An 18,670-nucleotide genomic window follows, 5' to 3' on the forward strand; every position below is an offset into this window, starting at 1 on the left:
AATGAAAAATGGCGGAAATTAAAGTACCTGAATTAGCGGAATCAATCTCGGAAGGAACGATTGCTCAATGGCTAAAGCAGCCGGGCGATTATGTGGAGCAGGGGGAGTATCTGCTAGAACTTGAAACAGATAAAGTCAATGTCGAACTGACTGCTGAAGAATCTGGTGTACTAAAAGAAGTGCTGAAAGATTCTGGTGACACAGTACAAGTTGGAGAGGTCATCGGAACGATTGCAGCAGGTGAAGCTGGCGGAAGCGAGTCCGCAGCTCCAGCACCTGAACAAGCTTCTGCACCAGCTTCGAAAGAAGAACCGGCAGCTGCTCAAAAAGAAGATGCAGTGAAAGAAGAGCCGAAAGCTGGTAATGGCAGAACCATCGCTTCTCCTGCAGCTAGAAAACTAGCAAGAGAGAAGGGATTAGACTTATCTGAGATTCCAACCGTAGATCCGCTGGGCAGGGTACGAAAGCAGGATGTCGCTTCTTATCAAAAGAATGAAGCACCTGCAAGTGCACCGAAAGCCGCGCCAAAAGCAAATGCTGCGGTGCAAACTGAACAACCAGGAAAGCCAGTTGAACGTGAAAGAATGTCACGCCGCAGACAAACAATTGCAAAACGTTTAGTTGAAGTTCAACAAACGGCAGCGATGCTGACGACATTTAATGAAGTCGATATGACAGCTGTGATGGATTTAAGAAAGCGTCGTAAAGATGCCTTCCTAGAACAAAATGATGTCAAGCTTGGCTTCATGTCCTTCTTTACAAAAGCAGTTGTAGCAGCACTGAAGAAATATCCGCTGCTTAATGCAGAAATTCAAGGTGATGAGCTTGTCTTGAAGAAATTCTATGACATCGGCATCGCTGTTGCTGCAAACGAAGGACTTGTCGTACCGGTTGTCCGTGATGCAGACAGATTGTCATTTGCGGGGATTGAAAAAGAAATTGGTCATCTTGCGAAAAAGGCAAGAGATAACAAATTGTCTCTTAATGAGTTACAAGGTGGATCATTCACGATCACAAACGGCGGAACATTTGGTTCTCTGCTTTCAACTCCGATTTTAAACAGCCCGCAAGTTGGAATTTTAGGTATGCATAAAATTCAGCTTCGTCCGGTGGCAATTGATGAAGAACGTTTTGAGAACCGTCCAATGATGTATTTAGCTCTTTCTTATGACCACCGTATTGTCGATGGTAAAGAAGCAGTTGGATTCCTCGTTACGATTAAAAATCTGCTTGAAGATCCTGAGCAGTTATTACTTGAAGGATAATCTTCAATTATAAAAAGCTAGCACCTTAACAGGTACTAGCTTTTTTTCTTTTCGCTGTTATGTTGTCCTCGTTTTGACCAATACGTCGCAAGCCAGGAACCAGATAAGTTATGCCATACACTAAAAATCGCACTTGGTACGGCTGAGAGCGGTGAGAAGTGTGCTGTCGCAAGGGCTGCACCGAGCCCGGAGTTTTGCATGCCTACTTCGATCGAGATCGCTCTTCGAGAAGGGATATCCATTTTGCACCACTTTGCGATCAGGTAACCAAATAAGAGACCAAGTCCATTATGTAATATAACAACGGCAAATATCAGCAATCCAGATTGAAGAATCTGCTCTTTATTTGCACTGACAACTGCTGCAATGATCAACACAATTCCAGCAACAGATACAAGCGGCAATGCTTGAACCGCATAGTTTACTTGTTTTTTGAAAAACACCTTAACGATAACACCTAAGATAATAGGAATTAGCACAACTTGGACAATCGACAAAAATAATGCCTCCGGTGATACAGGTAACCATGATCTTGCAAAAATATAGATAAAGAGAGGCGTCAAAAAGGGAGCAAGAAGGGTTGATATAGTTGTGACCGCTACGGATAATGCCATATTGCCTTTTGCCAAGAAAGTCATGACATTGGATGCTGTACCACCTGGGCAGCAGCCCACAAGAATAACGCCTACTGCAATTTCAGACGGCAGCCGTAATCCGTAAGCTAATAGAAAGGCGATCAGCGGCATGAGTGTGTACTGCGCCAAAACCCCGATGAGCACATAGAGAGGTTTACGAAAAAGTTCCTTAAAATCTTCACCAGATAACGTAAGCCCCATCCCAAACATAATGACGCCTAGTAAAAAAGGGATATACGGTCCAATCTGAGAAAATACGTCAGGAAAAGCAAATCCAAGACATGCAAAGATAATGACCCAGATTGCAAAGGTTCTTCCTGCAAATTGACTAATGGTTAAAAGAATGTTCATTCATTGCTTCATCTCACTTTCCTCACATATCTTTCCTATTTTAAACGAATTTTCTGAAAAAACAACCCATTCTTTATAAAGGTGTTAATAATAAAATTATGTAAACTAAAAATACCCCATATAAGCATTTGCCTATATGGAGCATCGTCTTAAAAAGGGGTCCATTTCACTTGCTGTGCTTGCTTAAGCCTTGCTTCTGGCTCATGCCAGTTGACTACATTCCACCAACGATCTACGTATTTCGGTTTTTCATTCAGATATTGAAGATAGTAGGCGTGCTCCCATACATCAAGGGCTAGGAGGGGGATTACGTCCCATTGTGACAAAAATTGATGGCGTTCTGCTTGTAAAATCTCTAATCGCTGGGATCTTGGCGCCCATACGAGAATAGCCCAGCCAACACCCTCTACTTGTTTGGCCGCTGCTGAAAATTGAGATTTAAATGCATCATAGCTGTCAAACGATTGTTCAATGAGACGAAGCATTTGTCCAGTGGGCTTTCGTTTTCCTGAAGGACTCATGGAAAACCAAAAAATACAATGTAAATAGTGCCCCGCACCATTGAAAGCAAGCTCCCGTTCCCAATGCTTGATCATCTTAAAGTCATTGGTTCTTCTTGCATTTTTTAATGCAAGCTCAGCTTGGTTCAAACCATCTACATATGATTGATGATGCTTCTGATGATGCAAATACATAATTTCTTTTGAAATAAACGGTTCTAGTGCATCATACCGGTAAGGGAGAGGAGGTAACTTGTGACTTCCAGCTGCTACCTCTCGCATGTCTTCTTGTGGTTTCATATTCTCAGCAATACGTTCTGCCAGTTCGTACCACTCTTGTTCACTGGAATGTTCATCATCCATTGAGAACCATAAATGGTCTACTTTCTGACGGATGTTGTCATCTTGAATCGCGGGTTGAATGGAGCTAAGCCACTCTTTGAGCTGCATTCGATACTCTTCCTTATTCATTCTTACGCCTCATTTCTTCTAAAAATGTAGAACAAGCCATCATGGGAAAAACAAAAGGGTAGCTATGATAGGTGATGTAAAATTGCTTTGGCAGGCCAATGCCTACTGGATAGTGCAAGGCTTCACTCGTGTGCTGATGATGGATCAAAAATGAGATGGCTTTTAAAATCGTTTTGTCATCTGGCTTCTCATATTGTAAAAGTGCCTCTGCTGCCCAAGCCGTCTGAACCACTGTACCAAACGGGAGAGGGATGTACGTTTTTACCTCTGCACTTTTACACGATTCTCCGAAGCTGCCATCTTCTCGTTGAATCTGCTTTAAAAATCGGCACGCTTTTTGAACAGCAGGATGGGTGGAGGGGATGCCGGCAGCTTTTAGCCCTGTTAATGCTGCCCACGTTCCATAAATATAGCAAACACCCCATCTGCCAAACCATGATCCATTTTTCTCTTGATGATCTAGGAGCCACTTAACACATTGATCTTTTTGCCTCTGAATAGGTGGTGACATGTTTTTCTCTTCAAGACCAATGAGATGAAGCACGCGGCCTGTAATATCGGGAGTCGATGGATCGATAGCTGCATCCTCCGCAGATTCAAGCGGCAGATGTCGAAGCAGGAAGTGATCTTGATTTTTTTCAAAAGCAGAAAACCCGCCATCACGGTTTTGCATGGAAAGAAGCCAATGAAATCCTCGTTGCCACTGAATTGGTGCGTACGTTCGAGGAATGGCTTTTAAGACAATTTGTGTATCATCACAATCAGGATTATTCGTGTTGATATCTGAAAAACCAAAGCCTCCCGGAGCAGCATGCCGGTTATGGATCGCCCAATCTGCTTTCTTCATTTGCTGCCGATTCAGTAAGTATGAGAAAGACTTTGTGATGACTGGGTCTTCTTGTTTTTTGCCAGCTTTTTGAGAAGCATAACTGACAAGTGCTGTATCCCAAACTGTGGATGTGGAATTTTCTGCATACATTCTGCCCTGACAGTTTGTGACTAGCTTTTTCATCCCTTTGACTGCTTTTAAAATGAGATGGTGTCCCGGTGAGTAGCCAAGGCTCATCAGTGCATAGACCATAAAAATACTTGCACTTAAATAGCTGTACAGCGTGCCATCTTTTTCAAGGCGGTCAAACATATATCGCTTTGCTGCTTCATATCCGAAAAAGTCCAGTCGGCTGTCAAGTGCTGTATACGATCGCATGTAAGACAGAAAGTGATGAGTGGAACGTTCTTCTCTTGCCATAAACCAGTCAAATGGATTTTTAGTCATGTTTGCATCAAGGTGTGCTAGGCTTGGGAATTTCTCTTGAGAGGTATATCGTTTGTTGAGTGCAATCACCATTGGCACAAAGTGAATTCTTGCATATGCACTAAGGTGATAGAAGTGTAGCGGAAAGTATGTAGGGATGAGTAAAAAGGAAAGTGGTGCATAGAAGTACGGCCAAGGGTGCATGCCGTTGACGGCGAGCATCCACTTTGTCATAAAGTGAACATTCTTTAATCCGCCTTTTGATCGAATAAATTGCGCTGCTTTTTCCATATGAGGCTCATCTTGTTGAAACCTGCCTGAAACGAGCATTCCGCAATAGCCTTGCACAGTCGCTGTTACATGTCCCGTTTGATCATGATACAAAGAAAAAGACCCATCCTCATTTTGCTTTTCGCGTATCGCTTCTGCTAATTGATCAACCAAAGTCTGATCCGTATCACCAACAGCCTTTAACAGCATAATTAAAAAAGCATTTGTCATCATTGGACCTTCAAAGCAGAAAACAAAGGCGCCATCTTCTCGTTGTCTACGCTGCATTTGCATGTGCAATTCTTCGATAAATTCGTTTACTTTTGTATTAAAATCTTGCATATGCGGCCATGCTCCTTTCCTTTCATACTATATTCAGGAGCCTGCCTGTCACATGCAAACACAAAAAAAGCCGATGACAGGGTCACCGGCTCAGCGTGTAGACAAACCCTCGCATTCGGTGTCAGGTCTGTGCGCTGGTGCTCACGAATGTCAATTCGCTCCGCGCCAGTGCTCGTCCTTCCTAGACTGCAAAGGTTTTCTATCACGCTGAAAAGAAGACAAAGTGCTAAAATAAAAATCATTTTAGCACTTTGTCAACGATCTGAGCCGATGACAGGGTCACCGACTTTCTTAACGTCATTAGTCTTGGAGATTAATCCATACACTTTTGACTTCTGTATAGTTGTTAAGGGCATATGATCCCATCTCTCTGCCAAGACCTGATTGCTTATATCCTCCAAACGGGGAGGCGGCATCAAAAACATTATAGCAGTTGACCCAAATCGTTCCTGCTTCAAGACGTGCAGCGATATCATGGGCATGCTTTAAGTTTTCTGTCCAAAGTCCTGCTGCTAATCCATATTCAGACTGGTTGGCTCGTTCAACCACTTCATCAATGGAATCGTAAGGAATTGCAGATAAGACAGGTCCGAAGATTTCTTCTTTGGCAATGGTCATTTCATCTTCTACATCTTTAAAAATAGTAGGGGAGACAAAATAACCAGCCTCATAAGGACAATCGCCACCGACAACGGCTGTTGCCCCTTCGGATTTACCTTTTTCAATATAGCCTAACACGCGTTCGTGCTGTTCTTTACTTACAAGAGGTCCAATTTGCGTATCTTGATGAAGACCAGCGCCTTGTCTGAGTGATCCTGCATATTTGGCCATTTGATCGACCACTTCATCATATTGGCTCCGGTGAACAAAGACTCTGGAGCCCGCACAGCATACTTGGCCTTGGTTAAACATGACGCCATTTAAAGCACCTGGAATGGCTTTCTTTAAATCTGCATCTGGCAAAATAATATTCGGCGATTTTCCGCCAAGCTCTAATGTGACTCTCTTAATGGTTTTAGCCGCTTTCTCCATAATTAATTTCCCAACACTTGTTGACCCTGTGAAGGCAAGCTTATTCACGTCAGGATGATCAGTTAAGGCATCTCCGGCTGTTTCACCAAATCCAGGAACGATGTTAATCACGCCTTCTGGGAAGCCGGCCTTGTCCACTAATTCTGCTAAATAAAGAGCAGAGAGCGGAGTTTGTTCTGCTGGCTTTAAAACGATGGTGCACCCTGTTGCAAGTGCGGCGCCCATTTTCCACATGGCCATAAGTAGCGGGAAGTTCCATGGGATGATTTGTCCTACAACGCCAACCGGCTCATGGCGGGTATAATTAAAATATCCTTGACTGACAGGAATGGTTTGTCCATTCATTTTTGTCGTCCAGCCCGCATAATAGCGCATGTGCTCAATAGCGAGGGGGATATCTGCATTTGTTGTCTCATTAATTGGTTTTCCGTTATCTAAAGTTTCAAGCTGTGCAAGCTCTTCTTGATTTTCTTCCATTAAATCAGCAAGCTTGAACATGAGGCGGGCGCGTTCAGCGGCAGACATTGAGCGCCAAGGACCATGAAAGGCTTTTTTTGCTGCTTTTACGGCCTCATCAATATCTTTTGCACCTGCTTCATATACATCAATAAGGGTTTCACCTGTGGCTGGGTTAGGAGTAGAAAAGGTTTTGTTATCGTGACTTGTGACAAACTGACCATTAATGTAGAGTTTTTTCGTCCCTTGGAGAAAAGATTCGAGTTTTGAACTAATTTGAAGTGTTGTAGAGCTCATAAATAAACAAACCTCCTTAAAGATATGGATTGTTTTCTGCGAGTTCTAGGTGGGAAAGCGGACATGCAACGAATTTGTATACGCACACAGATGTAAACGTATACAATTATCATATTACACGACATGTTTGAAAGCAATCCATAACACTCATTGCATTTCGCAAAAATTTGGCTACAATAAATGTATAGATGAACAAAGGAGTTTTTAAATCATGATCCATCAAAACTGGCAAACGGCTCAAACGTTAAAACAAGTAAAATGTGTACATACTAACGCGAAAAAATATATGGTTGACCGGGCATTAACGGTTGGAAGCACATATGAAGTGAAAAATGAAACAGAGGAATTCCTGTTTGTCGTGGACAATACGGGTAAAGTAGGCGGGTATTACAAGGAGTATTTCGAAGATATTTCGGCTGAATGATTTTGAGGGTCATCACTCATACTAAGAAAAACAGTAAAGGGTGATGATGATGAAAAAGCAGCAAAATGACGAGCAGAAAAATCAAAATGCATGGCATGAACACGAGGACGCTGATATGGCGATTACGCTTGAACAGATTTCCGATGTGTATGCCGAGGGAACGATTGATACACCAAAAGACGAATAGTCATTTAAAAACAGTGATTTGGCATAATCACTGTTTTTTTATTGGAATGATTCATCATTTTTCTCGAAAACCACTGAAACTTTTTTCCTGGTTTAACTGTCTAAATAAGTAGAGGAAAGAGCATCGGATCAAAAAGTAAAAGTTAAATGAAATTTAATCTATTCGTAATGGAATAACAACCATTTATAGCGTATTCTATAAGTGAGAATAAAACGTACCCACAGAGCCGTGTGGCCGTTTTGTCATAAAGGAATTTGATGCAGGAAGAGGGGGTTTACGTGGGTATTTTTTCTGTCAGTAAACAAAATGATAAGAAATTCGAATCCTTATTGATTGAAGGGGAAAGAATTGAGGCTGTTTACAGACTGCGTCACGACCAAATTTGCTTTACTAATAAACGACTGATCTTTGGCGATAACCGCGTATTTTCTAAGAAGAAAGTCAGGGTCTCCTTGCCGTATCGATCAATTGAAAGTTTTGCCATACAAGAAGCTGGCGTGTTTGATCAGGACACAGGTATGCTGATTGTCACAAGCTCAAAAGTATTTGAACTCGACTTTTCTAAAGAGACGGATTTGAGTGATGTGCAAGCCATTTTGACAAAACATCTTTGCTGATCAATCTTGCGATTACATAGATCATATGCACTTTTCTCATTCTTCGTTCTTATTTTTATAGATCGCACATTGCTAAGCCTTTCCCATCTGATGGGAAGGGCTTTTTTCTGCTTAAGTGTTTGAATGATAGAAAAAAAGGATAAAGATGAAACAGATACAGAAAGGAGAATGAACAATGAAAGTGTTGGTTGCAGGAGCAAATGGACATACAGGTAGACTTGTCATTCGTTATTTAAAAGAAAAAGGACATGAGCCGCTTGCTCTCATTCGAGATGAAAAACAAGCTGATGCGCTAAAAGAACTTGGTGCAGCACCTGTCATCGGTGATCTTGAAAACGATGTGACAGATGCTGTGAAACAAGCAGACGCTGTCATCTTTGCAGCTGGTTCAGGCTCAAAAACAGGCGCAGATAAGACCATTGCGGTGGATCAAGAAGGTGCAAAACGCCTCGTTGATACAGCGAAAAAAGAAAACATCCAGCATTTTGTTATGCTTAGTGCTTATAATGCTGATGATCCGAACCAAGGAAAAGGGCAAGGAAGTATGGAAACTTATTATGAAGCGAAAAGAAAAGCAGACGAGCACTTAAAACAGTCTGGTCTTTCCTATACGATTGTCCGTCCAGGTGCCTTGCTGCATGAGGGGAAGACAGGAAAGATTGAAGCTGCCGAACATATTCCAGATGATCAAAACATTGAGATTTCAAGAGAGGACGTAGCCATTGTTCTTGTGGAAAGCTTAACAGAATCCAATGTGAAAAATAAGTCCTTTGACTTGATGAAAGGCGATAAATCAGTAGAAGAAGCACTTCGCCATCTGTAAGAGAAGAAAGCTGCTGCCAAATAGGCGGCGGCTTTTTTGATGTTTTCTTTTCCCATTCAGCGGGAAGGTAATGAGAAAGGAGTGATTGACCGTGGGCTTAACGAAAGAACAACAAGCTGATTTATACGAAAGATTGATTCAGTTAAAAGAAGATGTGAAGGGATCAAAAAAGAAAGAAGAATCGATGCTCGTTGAATCGAGTGAGATTTCAAATGGTGTTGGGAATCATATCGCTGATCATGGGAGCATCTATTTAGACCGCATGACAGAACAAACGCTGGATCAAGTTGATGATCAGCTTGAAGGTGAAATCGATGCAGCATTGAAACGAATGGAAGACGGAACATATGGGATATGTGAGAAAACAGGGAAAGAGATCCCATACGAGCGTTTAAAAGCAGTTCCATATACACGTTATTCAATCGATGCAGAGAAAAATGAAGAAAACACTCAAGATCCAAACGAGTTTGACCGTTCATTCTCCGATCAAATGCGCGATTTAACGAATAGAGAAACAATGGATCAGATGCATTCAGATACGTATGAAAGATTAGAGGAAGAGCAAGATGTGGATGTAGATGAGGAAAAATAGGATCATAAGTGAAGGTTACATTTTTTCAGAATAATTTTTTCTTATGTACACATAAACAAATAACTTGTATACATGAGTCTTTCGTAGAAAAAAGATCTCTTGAAATTTAATAAACTTTCGTGTAATATAGTTTAAAGGCTGCGATGTGCGTAATGTTAATTAAGTTTTAACCTTTAAGCTGTAATAGGGAGTTTTATATTGAAGCCGGAATGTCATGCCTCCTTAGCGAGGAAGACAGGAACGTTTCTGCAAACACCCACTTTGAGGAGTGGTGGTTTAAAACTTTCTTACTTAGATTACGGCATCCGCAGCTTTTCCTATGATCATTCAAGCCATTTTCCATTTTGGAAAATGGCTTTTTATTTTGTGAAAAAACGAAATTGAATAGACAGCCGGAAGAGGCATGAATGTATGTTAAAATAGACAAAACAAAAGACGGAGAGGGAATTGGATGTTAGAACAAGCAGAAGCACTCCTGAAACAATACTTTGGCTTTGACGCCTTTAGAGAGGGACAGAAGCAAGCCATTGAATCGATTGTAAACAAACAGAAGGATACCGTCTGCATTATGCCGACAGGCGGAGGGAAATCGGTTTGCTACCAGATTCCTGCCTTGATGATGGAAGGAACAACAATCGTAGTATCCCCGCTAATTTCTCTAATGAAAGATCAAGTCGATGCGCTAAATGAGATGGGCATACGATCGTCCTTCTTAAACAGCACACTTTCCGCAGCTGAAATGAATAAAAGGCTGAAAAAATGTGAAAATGGGGAATATCAGCTGCTTTATATTACACCTGAACGTTTACAAAATGAACGCTTTTTTCAGCTGCTTGATCGGTTAACGATCCCTTTAATTGCAATTGATGAAGCACACTGTATATCTGAGTGGGGGCATGATTTTAGGCCAAGCTATCGCTTTATTCAAGAATGCTTAAATCAGCTGACAAAAAGGCCAGTGATTGTCGCATTAACGGCTACAGCCACGAAAAAGGTCCACCGGGATATATGTGAACAACTTGGCATGAACGAAGAAGAAACCATTTTTACTGGGTTTGCTAGAGAGAATTTATCTTTTCAGGTGGTCAAAGGAGAAAATAGTGACCGCTTTATCACACATTATATGAAGAAAAATAAGCTTGAGTCCGGCATTATTTATACTGCTACAAGAAAAGAAGCTGAAAATATTTACAATCGGCTCAAGAAACAAAAGATCAAAGCGGGCATTTATCATGGCGGGTTAGATGATGATGTGAGAGAAGAGCAGCAAAACCTGTTTTTAAACGATGACATCCAGGTTATGGTCGCTACCTCTGCATTTGGCATGGGAATTAATAAGTCAAATGTCCGTTTTGTGATTCATCATCAAATACCGAGGGATATTGAAAGCTACTATCAAGAAGCTGGACGCGCCGGCAGAGACGGGCTCCAAAGTGAATGCATTTTACTGTTTTCGCCGCAGGGCGTACGAATGCAGCGCTTCCTCATTGAACAGTCAACAGAGGATGAAGTGCGTTATCAGCATGAACTGCTTAAACTTAGACAAATGGTCGATTACTGTCACACTGAGCAATGCCTGCAGCAATTTGTGATGGACTACTTTGATCAAACAGCAAGTACCCCTTGCCAAAAATGCAGCAATTGCCTTGATGAGAGAGAGCGTGAAGAGGTCACTCGAGAAGCACAAATGGTTTTATCGTGTACGGTTAGAATGAATGAGCGATTTGGAAAAATGATGATTGCGCAAGTACTGGCAGGCTCTAAAAATAAAAAAGTGCTTGACCTCGGTTTCGACCGTCTTCCTACATATGCTTTAATGAAGCAGCAATCAGCCCAGCAAATCAGTGATTTCATCGAATTTTTAATTACAGAAGAGTATTTGCACATGTCTGAAGGAGCTTATCCAACATTAAAAGTGACACATAAAGGAAAGAAAGTGTTAGTCGGACAAGAGGCTGTGTATAAAAAGCAGGCAGTTAAAAGAGAGGCGCTTCAAGAAAACGATGCATTATTTGAACAGCTGAGAGCGGTGAGAATGAAGCTGGCGAGAGAGCAGGGCGTTCCGCCATTTGTTGTATTTTCTGATCAAACCTTGAAGGAAATGTCAGCCGTTCAGCCTAAAACAGAAGAAGAACTTCTCCATATTAAGGGAATAGGCGCTCAAAAAAGAGAGAAATACGGGGATGTTTTTTTAGAAGAAATCCGTTTATTTATAGAAAAAGAGAAAAATAAAGAGATTGAAGAAGAAAAATAAATTTTTTTCGCTGCGTTTGGACACGTTTTCATCAGGACATTTCTGATCCTTTCAAAACCTTGATATGGCGGGTAATTGAGCTGTTTTGTGGTCTGATTTACCAATGGAGAGAGATGTTTCATGTAAAGGAACTGTAATCTAAAACATATCGTTTTGTTATTGAATTGACATTTACATATGTTACGATAGCACTCGTTAGCCGCCATAAAAAGCTAACAAGGGAGGATTTACTTTATGAAGAAGACTATTATGTCCTTGGTTGCTGTTGCAGCAATCTCAACAACAGCATTTGGAGCACAGCAAGCTTCTGCAAAGGAAATCACTGTGAAGAAAGGTGATACACTTTGGGGAATCTCTCAAAAAAATGATGTGTCTCTAAAGGACCTAAAGGGTTGGAACAATTTATCTACTGACATGATTTATGTAGGTGATAAATTGACAATCTCTTCAAAAGAGAAAACTCAGGAGCAGTATAAAGTCCAGAAGGGGGACAGCCTCTGGAAAATCGCTCAAAAATTCAATGTGTCAATTAGCGATATTAAGTCTTGGAATAACTTAAACTCAGATATAATTATGATTGGTTCAACACTAAGTGTTGCTGGTCAAAGCTCAGCTCCGGTAAGCTCAGAGCCTGTACAAAAACAGGAGCCTGTCCAAAAAGAGCAAACAACACAAAAAGCTGCTCCTAAGCAGGAAACAACGAAAAAAGTTGCTCCTAAAAAGGAAACAGCTAAAGCAGAATCATCTTCTGCTAGTCAAAGTGTACAAAAAGAAATGACTGTAACGGCTACGGCTTATACAGCAAATGATGGTGGCATCTCAGGTATCACTGCAACAGGGGTAAACTTAAACAAAAACCCAAATGCAAAAGTAATTGCAGTAGATCCAAGTGTCATTCCATTAGGAAGTAAGGTTTATGTTGAAGGCTACGGTGAAGCCATCGCAGCAGATACTGGCGGCGCAATTAAAGGTAACAAAATTGATGTACATGTACCAAGCAAATCCCAAGCAAAAAATTGGGGCGTAAAATCAGTCAAAGTGAAAGTACTTAACTAGTAACTTATTGTTTTTTGGAAGAAAGCATCAGGTGGCGGCCTGATGCTTTTATTGTACCCTTTTTTTGGTCAAAAAAACACATATTTTTCAGAAAAATTTGCATTTTCGACAAAAACCAGCGTATATTCCGTCATACACGCTGGTTTTTTGTCGTTAGCTGTCCACCCAATAAATTTCTCCGCTTTGTTCTTTCCAATTAATTTGGACATCAAATTGGTGCTTTTCATAAAAGTGAATCAAGCGGTCCACGTGATTCCAATCTCTTTTGACGAGATCACCTGTAATAACTGGAATGTTCTGCTCTCTTGCGATTTCTTTTAAATGCTTCATACAGATTGAGCCGTATCCATTATCGGGAGGGCCTTTAATATCAGCAATATGAATCTTTCCTTCTTCAGGATATTCAGCAATTAAGGAAAAATCAGATTGTCCGCGAAAAGCTTTTTCACAATCGGTCAGCATGATTTTACATGTATCAGCATTTTCAATGGCAGAGACAATCATCCATTCATCTTCTTTCGCCTGATCAATGCCAATGATCTTTGCCTTTTTCGAAATATCTTTCATATTTTCTTGCATTCGATACATTTGGAACTGCAATTGCTGTAATTCTTGCTCTAACGTCTTCACATCTTTGGGTGTTTCCTGTAAGATTGACAAGTCCATTACTCCTTTCATATAAGAAATGATAAAAATCACATAAATTCCAATTTTAAAGGAAGTGGATGGATCTTTCAAGCCGTTAGAATGCCGATCTTCGGCAAGTTTGTCTAAAATTCGACGAAGACAGCGAATTCATTGACTTTATAGAGAAAGTTAAATAACATACTCTTAGTCGGAACTAATAAAGAGAGGTTTTCAAACATGAACGAACAGAATCAAAAACCGAAAAATTTCACCGGCATTGTTGTCATTTTAACAATTGCCATAAACGGATTAATCGCTTTATTATTTTTAATGCCAAAAACAGATAAATTTAGTCATCTGGATATTACATTTCTGCCGTTACTGAATGCCGTGATGAACAGCTTTACGTTTATCTTCTTACTTTCAGCACTCATTATGATTAAACAAAAGAACATTAAAGCGCATAGACGATTTATCTTTGCTGCATTTTCAACAACACTTGTCTTTTTAATTTCGTATGTGACGTATCATTCAATGGCAGCTGATACACACTTCGGAGGAGAAGGGATCATCCGTCCAATTTACTTCTTTATTTTGATTACACATATTGTGCTCTCAGCTATTATTGTACCGCTTGCACTGATTACACTATTTAGAGGCGCACAGATGCAGGTCGAGCGTCACCGTAAAATTGCCCGCTGGACGATGCCGCTTTGGCTCTATGTTAGTCTCACTGGTGTCATTGTATATATCATGATTTCTCCATATTACAGCTAACGTATGTCCAACTGGACATACGTTCTTTTATTTACAAGATGAAGTGCTTTGGATAAAATGGGAATTGGGTATCCGACTTGCACGGTATCTTCCCATCTATAGATTCGCATCATTTCTGGCCGTTTGCTCGTTTGGAGATCAACAATTGGACGAAACGGGGGTTATATGATGACTGAACAATTGCAGTATAAACCGGGGCTTGAAGACATTGTGGCAAGCGAAACGTCCATATCATACTTAGATGTGGAGCAAGAGGAAATTGTGATTCGCGGGTACGACCTCATTGAACTAGCACAAAACAAGACATATTTAGAAACAGCCTATCTGCTTATTTATGGAAGATTACCAGATAAGATGGAATATCATCAATTTCAGCAAGATATATCCTCACAAACCAGCTTACATCCAACCATTCAAACCATTTTAACCAAGCTGCCAAAATCCACTCACCCTATGGATGCGATGAGAACGTGCTTATCTGCTCTTGCAGGGTATGATGACGCATTACATGATCGATCTGAAGCGTGCCAAAAGAGGCGTGCAGTTCGATTACTAGGCCAGCTGCCGGCCATTGTTGCTGGGAGCTATTATATTCTCACAAAAGACGCCGCTATTTCTCCAGATCAGACCAAATCCTACACTGAAAACTTTTTATCCATGCTAACTGGACGCACCCCGACACAAGACGAAATCACCGCTTTTGACCAAACACTTACATTATATAGTGAACATGAGCTGCCGAACTCAACGTTTGCGGCTAGAGTCATTGCATCCACGCATTCTGACATGTATGGTGCTTTTACTGGAGCGATCTCTTCATTAAAAGGTGACCTGCACGGAGGAGCGAATGAAGCTGTCATGCACATGCTTCTAGAAGGAAAAACAACAGAAGGATTTCTTGCGCTCATTGAACGAAAATTAGCCGCAAAAGAAAAAATGATGGGCTTTGGACATAGGGTATACATGAGAAAAATGGACCCGCGAGCGGCTCTTTTAAAACGTTCATTGAAAACGCTTACGGAATCAAAAGGCGATACAACACTATATGACATGTGTGTAGCAGGAGAGGCATACATGAAAGAGCAGAAAAACCTCTATCCGAATCTTGATTATTACGCCGCACCGATTTATTACGTGCTCGGAATTCCTATTTCACTTTATACACCCATTTTCTTTGCTGCAAGAGCTAGCGGATTAGCCGCACATGTTATTGAACAGCATTTGCATAATCGCATTTTTAGACCGAGAGTCCGGTATTTAGGGCCAAGAGGATTAAAGGTTTCAAATGATGATGGAAAAACGGGGGAATGAACATGAACAAAACAGCAGTCGCCAATCAAACAGATCAGCTATTAGAAGAAATCGCAGCCTATGCAGTAGACGGAGAAATTACGAGTAAAGAAGCCATTGAAACGGCGCGGTATGTGCTCATAGACACACTTGGGTGCGGAATGCTGGCGCTCAATTTTCCAGAATGTACGAAGCACCTTGGACCCATCGTACCTGGAACAGTCGTGCCAAACGGAGCAAGAGTTCCCGGTACTTCGTTTGTGCTAGATCCTGTTCAAGCGGCTTTTGATATTGGCTGTATGATCCGCTGGTTAGATTATAATGACACGTGGCTTGCACAGGAGTGGGGGCATCCGTCAGATAACTTAGGCGGAATATTAGCTGTAAGTGATTATATCAGCAGAACACGCCTTGCAAACGGAGAAGAGCCGCTAACGATGAATGACGTACTGCATGCAATCGTCAAGGCACATGAAATTCAAGGTGTGCTCGCTTTAGAAAATTGTCTGAATCGAAATGGATTGGATCATGTGTTATTTGTCAAAGTGGCAACAAGTGCAGTTGTATGTGCAATGCTTGGCGGAACAAAGGAAGAGGTCCAGCATGTTTTATCCCAAGCGTTTGTTGATAATTCCCCGCTTAGGACATATCGCCACGCCCCAAACACAGGGTCGAGGAAATCATGGGCAGCAGGGGATGCAACAAGCCGCGGAGTGAGACTGGCAATGATGACTCGTAAAGGAGAAATGGGCTATCAAACGCCGCTTAGTGCAGAGAAGTGGGGATTTGAAGATGTTCTCATGAAAGGAAAATCGCTTACGCTCGCTCAGCCCCTTGGATCATACGTCATAGAAAATGTTCTTTTCAAAATTGCTTACCCTGCTGAGTTTCATGCGCAGACAGCTGCAGAGGCGGCTGTGATGCTGCATGACGCTGTAAAAGATCGTTTAGATGACATTGACCGGGTAGAGATTACGACACATGAGTCAGCGATTCGGATTATTGATAAGAAAGGGCCGCTTTATAATCCGGCAGACCGTGATCATTGCTTGCAGTATATTACAGCCATTGGACTGATCTATGGTGAACTAACAGCTGACCATTATGAAGAAGAAACGGCGCAAAATCCAGCCATTGATCGTCTTCGTGATCGAATGATTGTGAAAGAGGATAAACGTTACACAGAGGATTATTTAGATCCGAAAAAGAGATCGATTGCCAACTGTGTACAAATTTTCTTTAAAGACGGGACGATGACAGACCGAATTGAAATTGAATACCCGCTCGGTCACCGCAGAAGAAGAGAGGAAGGCATTCCGCTGCTTGAAAAGAAATGGGTCTATCATTTAAAGACAAGATTTCCAGAAAAGCAAGTGGATCAAATTGTGTCACTCTGCCAAAATCCAAATCAATTAAAAACAACAACAGTGCCAGCATTTATGGACTTATTCGTCATATAAGGGGGAGCTAGCGTGTGGATCGTGAATGAAGAAAGAAGTCAGGCTGATTTAGCCGCAGCCTTTAAAGAACAAATGAACAAATCAGCTTTATTTCAAATTCCAGGCGTTCACGATGGAATGTCTGCGCTCTATGCGAAAAAAATGGGCTTTCAAGGGCTCTATTTATCAGGTGCCGCTTTTTGTGCCAGCAAAGGACTGCCAGACCTCGGCATGATCCATTCAACAGAAATGGCTGAAAAAGCGAAGGAGATTATTCGAGCTTCCCAGCTGCCGCTTTTGGTGGATATGGACACAGGTTATGGCGGGGTTTTAAATGCAGCAAGAGCGGCAAAAGAAATGGTTGAGAGCAAGGTGGCAGCTGTTCAAATTGAAGATCAGCAAATGCCGAAAAAATGCGGGCATTTAAACGGAAAATCACTTGTCCCAGTAGAAGAAATGGTCGCAAAAATTAAAGCCATTAAACAAGCGGCACCAACGCTTTTGGTCATTGCGAGAACTGATGCAAAGTCCGTAAATGGGATGGAGGATGTCACGCGCCGCGCCAATCTTTACGTGGAAGCAGGAGCTGATGCTATTTTTCCTGAGGCACTCATCACAGCAGAGGACTTCACGCATGCGTCAAACCATATTAATGGTCCGCTCCTTGCAAACATGACGGAGTTTGGCAAGACGCCTTATTATCATGCAGACGAATTTTCTATGTTTGGTTTTCAAATGGTCATTTACCCTGTGTCATCACTTAGAGTCGCTGCAAAAGCGTATGAGCGTTTATTTACAGAAATCAAGGAAAAGGGAACACAGCAGGGGATACTTGGGGATATGCAAACGAGAAAAGAGCTCTATGAAACGATTCATTATGATGAATATGAGGAAATGGACCAGCATTTAGCAAAAACGATCCTCCCGGAAATTGGGAAAGAACAGCGATAAAATGAAAAGCACTTCCTTTACGGAAGTGCTTTTTTTACGATGATGGTGAGGATGATGAAGCCAATTTCATCTTTTCTTCAACTGTTTTCGTTTTTTCTTTTACTTTTTCAGCGTAAGTGAAATCACCGAAGCAATACGGATAGCGGAAGTTATCTTTGTTGCCACCGCACGTATAGACCTTGGGGTTTCGTTTCACTTGCTTTTTGGAGTATTGCTTTGCCAATTTCTCGGAATGTTTTCCCCCGTTTTTTGCAACAAAATCAATATAGCCGATTCCCATGTTATAGCTTTGAATAATGGTTTCCAAATCAACGCCTTTTTTCTTTCCATGCTTGTACATAGTCGAAAAATGATGGACTCCTTGTTTAATGCTTTTCTGAGGGTCATTGATTTCATTTCGTTTCAAACCAAGAGATTCAGAGGACTGCATTGGATCTCCGCCTCTGCCTTTTGATTCTTGATACATCATACCGAGGATTAACGCGGTATACTGATCTAAATCTTGATCTCTTAACTCTGTTTCTACAAGCGGTTTGTAATCATCCAATCTCGACAAAACAATTGATTCCGTATCAATCGGCAGCTTTTTTAACTCCTTTTGATTAAAGGAGATGGCAATGGCTGCTAATACGAAAACAAAGAGAAAAATCGTGAAACAGCCTGAAATGGCAAAACATCCTGTTTTTTTCTTTTTCAAGGTCAGTTCACCCCTGTTTTGCCCCGCTTTTAAAAGGGAAGTACAGCCTTTTTATTATGCCA

The 18,670-nt window shown here is 41.4% G+C and carries 18 protein-coding genes and 1 other RNA gene; 13 read left to right on the plus strand and 6 right to left on the minus strand.

Annotated elements, in window-relative coordinates; all coding sequences use genetic code 11:
• The first annotated feature begins 8 nt into the window (after positions 1–8).
• Positions 9–1,265, plus strand: coding sequence for a 2-oxoglutarate dehydrogenase complex dihydrolipoyllysine-residue succinyltransferase (gene odhB, locus MHI60_RS16715; protein WP_144484386.1), 1,257 nt, complete (start codon positions 9–11; stop codon positions 1,263–1,265).
• A 35-nt stretch (positions 1,266–1,300) separates the two neighbouring features.
• On the opposite strand, the gene MHI60_RS16720 is transcribed toward odhB, so the two are convergent.
• The 4 genes from MHI60_RS16720 to MHI60_RS16735 all read right to left on the minus strand — a co-directional run bounded on the left by MHI60_RS16720 (position 1,301) and on the right by MHI60_RS16735 (position 6,874).
• Entirely contained in the window at positions 1,301–2,251 is a 951-nt protein-coding gene (locus tag MHI60_RS16720) for a bile acid:sodium symporter family protein (RefSeq protein WP_144484383.1), read from the minus strand.
• 149 nt (positions 2,252–2,400) lie between these two features.
• Positions 2,401–3,222: a superoxide dismutase gene (locus MHI60_RS16725; protein WP_095408785.1), complete on the minus strand. Its 822-nt coding sequence runs from the start codon at positions 3,220–3,222 to the stop codon at positions 2,401–2,403.
• Positions 3,215–5,089: a prenyltransferase/squalene oxidase repeat-containing protein gene (locus MHI60_RS16730; protein WP_144484380.1), complete on the minus strand. Its 1,875-nt coding sequence runs from the start codon at positions 5,087–5,089 to the stop codon at positions 3,215–3,217. The genes MHI60_RS16725 and MHI60_RS16730 overlap by 8 nt, the downstream gene beginning before the upstream one ends.
• A 300-nt stretch (positions 5,090–5,389) precedes the next feature.
• Positions 5,390–6,874: an aldehyde dehydrogenase family protein gene (locus tag MHI60_RS16735; RefSeq protein ID WP_095408783.1), complete on the minus strand. Its 1,485-nt coding sequence runs from the start codon at positions 6,872–6,874 to the stop codon at positions 5,390–5,392.
• Between the two features lie 211 nt (positions 6,875–7,085).
• On the opposite strand from MHI60_RS16735, the gene MHI60_RS16740 reads away from it, so the two are divergent.
• The 8 genes from MHI60_RS16740 (at position 7,086) to MHI60_RS16775 (ending at position 12,827) form a co-directional block, all read left to right on the plus strand.
• A complete protein-coding gene (locus MHI60_RS16740) occupies positions 7,086–7,298 on the plus strand; it encodes a DUF6501 family protein (RefSeq protein WP_024422683.1) in 213 nt (70 codons plus the stop codon).
• 49 nt (positions 7,299–7,347) lie between these two features.
• Positions 7,348–7,485, plus strand: a complete 138-nt coding sequence (locus tag MHI60_RS16745; protein ID WP_075611524.1) for a DUF4025 domain-containing protein — start codon at positions 7,348–7,350, stop codon at positions 7,483–7,485.
• A gap of 278 nt (positions 7,486–7,763) precedes the next feature.
• A complete protein-coding gene (locus MHI60_RS16750) occupies positions 7,764–8,102 on the plus strand; it encodes a PH domain-containing protein (protein ID WP_095408782.1) in 339 nt (112 codons plus the stop codon).
• 175 nt (positions 8,103–8,277) lie between these two features.
• The gene (locus MHI60_RS16755; protein WP_111292994.1) at positions 8,278–8,925 is read left to right on the plus strand and encodes an SDR family oxidoreductase; all 648 of its coding nucleotides are present in this window, start codon (positions 8,278–8,280) and stop codon (positions 8,923–8,925) included.
• Between the two features lie 91 nt (positions 8,926–9,016).
• Positions 9,017–9,517, plus strand: a complete 501-nt coding sequence (locus tag MHI60_RS16760) for a TraR/DksA family transcriptional regulator (protein ID WP_144484377.1) — start codon at positions 9,017–9,019, stop codon at positions 9,515–9,517.
• 132 nt (positions 9,518–9,649) lie between these two features.
• Positions 9,650–9,835, plus strand: a non-coding RNA gene (gene ssrS / locus MHI60_RS16765) — 6S RNA.
• A gap of 133 nt (positions 9,836–9,968) precedes the next feature.
• Entirely contained in the window at positions 9,969–11,771 is a 1,803-nt protein-coding gene (gene recQ, locus MHI60_RS16770; RefSeq protein WP_144484374.1) for a DNA helicase RecQ, read from the plus strand.
• Positions 11,772–12,005: 234 nt separating this feature from the next.
• Positions 12,006–12,827 (plus strand): 3D domain-containing protein, encoded by an 822-nt coding sequence (locus tag MHI60_RS16775; protein ID WP_111292953.1) that lies wholly within the window; start codon positions 12,006–12,008, stop codon positions 12,825–12,827.
• Between the two features lie 153 nt (positions 12,828–12,980).
• Here MHI60_RS16775 and MHI60_RS16780 read toward each other — a convergent pair whose 3' ends face one another.
• Complete coding sequence (locus MHI60_RS16780; RefSeq protein ID WP_223250994.1) at positions 12,981–13,493, minus strand: GNAT family N-acetyltransferase; 513 nt, start codon at positions 13,491–13,493, stop codon at positions 12,981–12,983.
• A 198-nt stretch (positions 13,494–13,691) separates the two neighbouring features.
• Here MHI60_RS16780 and MHI60_RS16785 point away from each other — a divergent pair, with 198 nt between their 5' ends.
• From MHI60_RS16785 to prpB, 4 genes are all read left to right on the plus strand, one after another.
• Positions 13,692–14,231 (plus strand): DUF420 domain-containing protein, encoded by a 540-nt coding sequence (locus MHI60_RS16785; protein WP_024422676.1) that lies wholly within the window; start codon positions 13,692–13,694, stop codon positions 14,229–14,231.
• Positions 14,232–14,399: 168 nt separating this feature from the next.
• Positions 14,400–15,542, plus strand: a complete 1,143-nt coding sequence (mmgD, locus tag MHI60_RS16790) for a citrate synthase (protein WP_073205944.1) — start codon at positions 14,400–14,402, stop codon at positions 15,540–15,542.
• Between the two features lie 2 nt (positions 15,543–15,544).
• Positions 15,545–16,981, plus strand: a complete 1,437-nt coding sequence (locus tag MHI60_RS16795; protein WP_144484371.1) for a bifunctional 2-methylcitrate dehydratase/aconitate hydratase — start codon at positions 15,545–15,547, stop codon at positions 16,979–16,981.
• Between the two features lie 12 nt (positions 16,982–16,993).
• Positions 16,994–17,911 carry a methylisocitrate lyase gene (prpB, locus tag MHI60_RS16800; protein WP_144484368.1) on the plus strand — a complete coding sequence of 306 codons (918 nt, stop codon included), beginning with the start codon at positions 16,994–16,996 and terminating at the stop codon, positions 17,909–17,911.
• Between the two features lie 34 nt (positions 17,912–17,945).
• On the opposite strand, the gene MHI60_RS16805 is transcribed toward prpB, so the two are convergent.
• Positions 17,946–18,608, minus strand: coding sequence for a lysozyme family protein (locus tag MHI60_RS16805; protein ID WP_095408773.1), 663 nt, complete (start codon positions 18,606–18,608; stop codon positions 17,946–17,948).
• Positions 18,609–18,670: the final 62 nt, after the last annotated feature.

This window comes from Bacillus sp. FSL K6-3200, assembly GCF_038630485.1.
Lineage (GTDB): Bacteria > Bacillota > Bacilli > Bacillales > Bacillaceae > Bacillus > Bacillus safensis.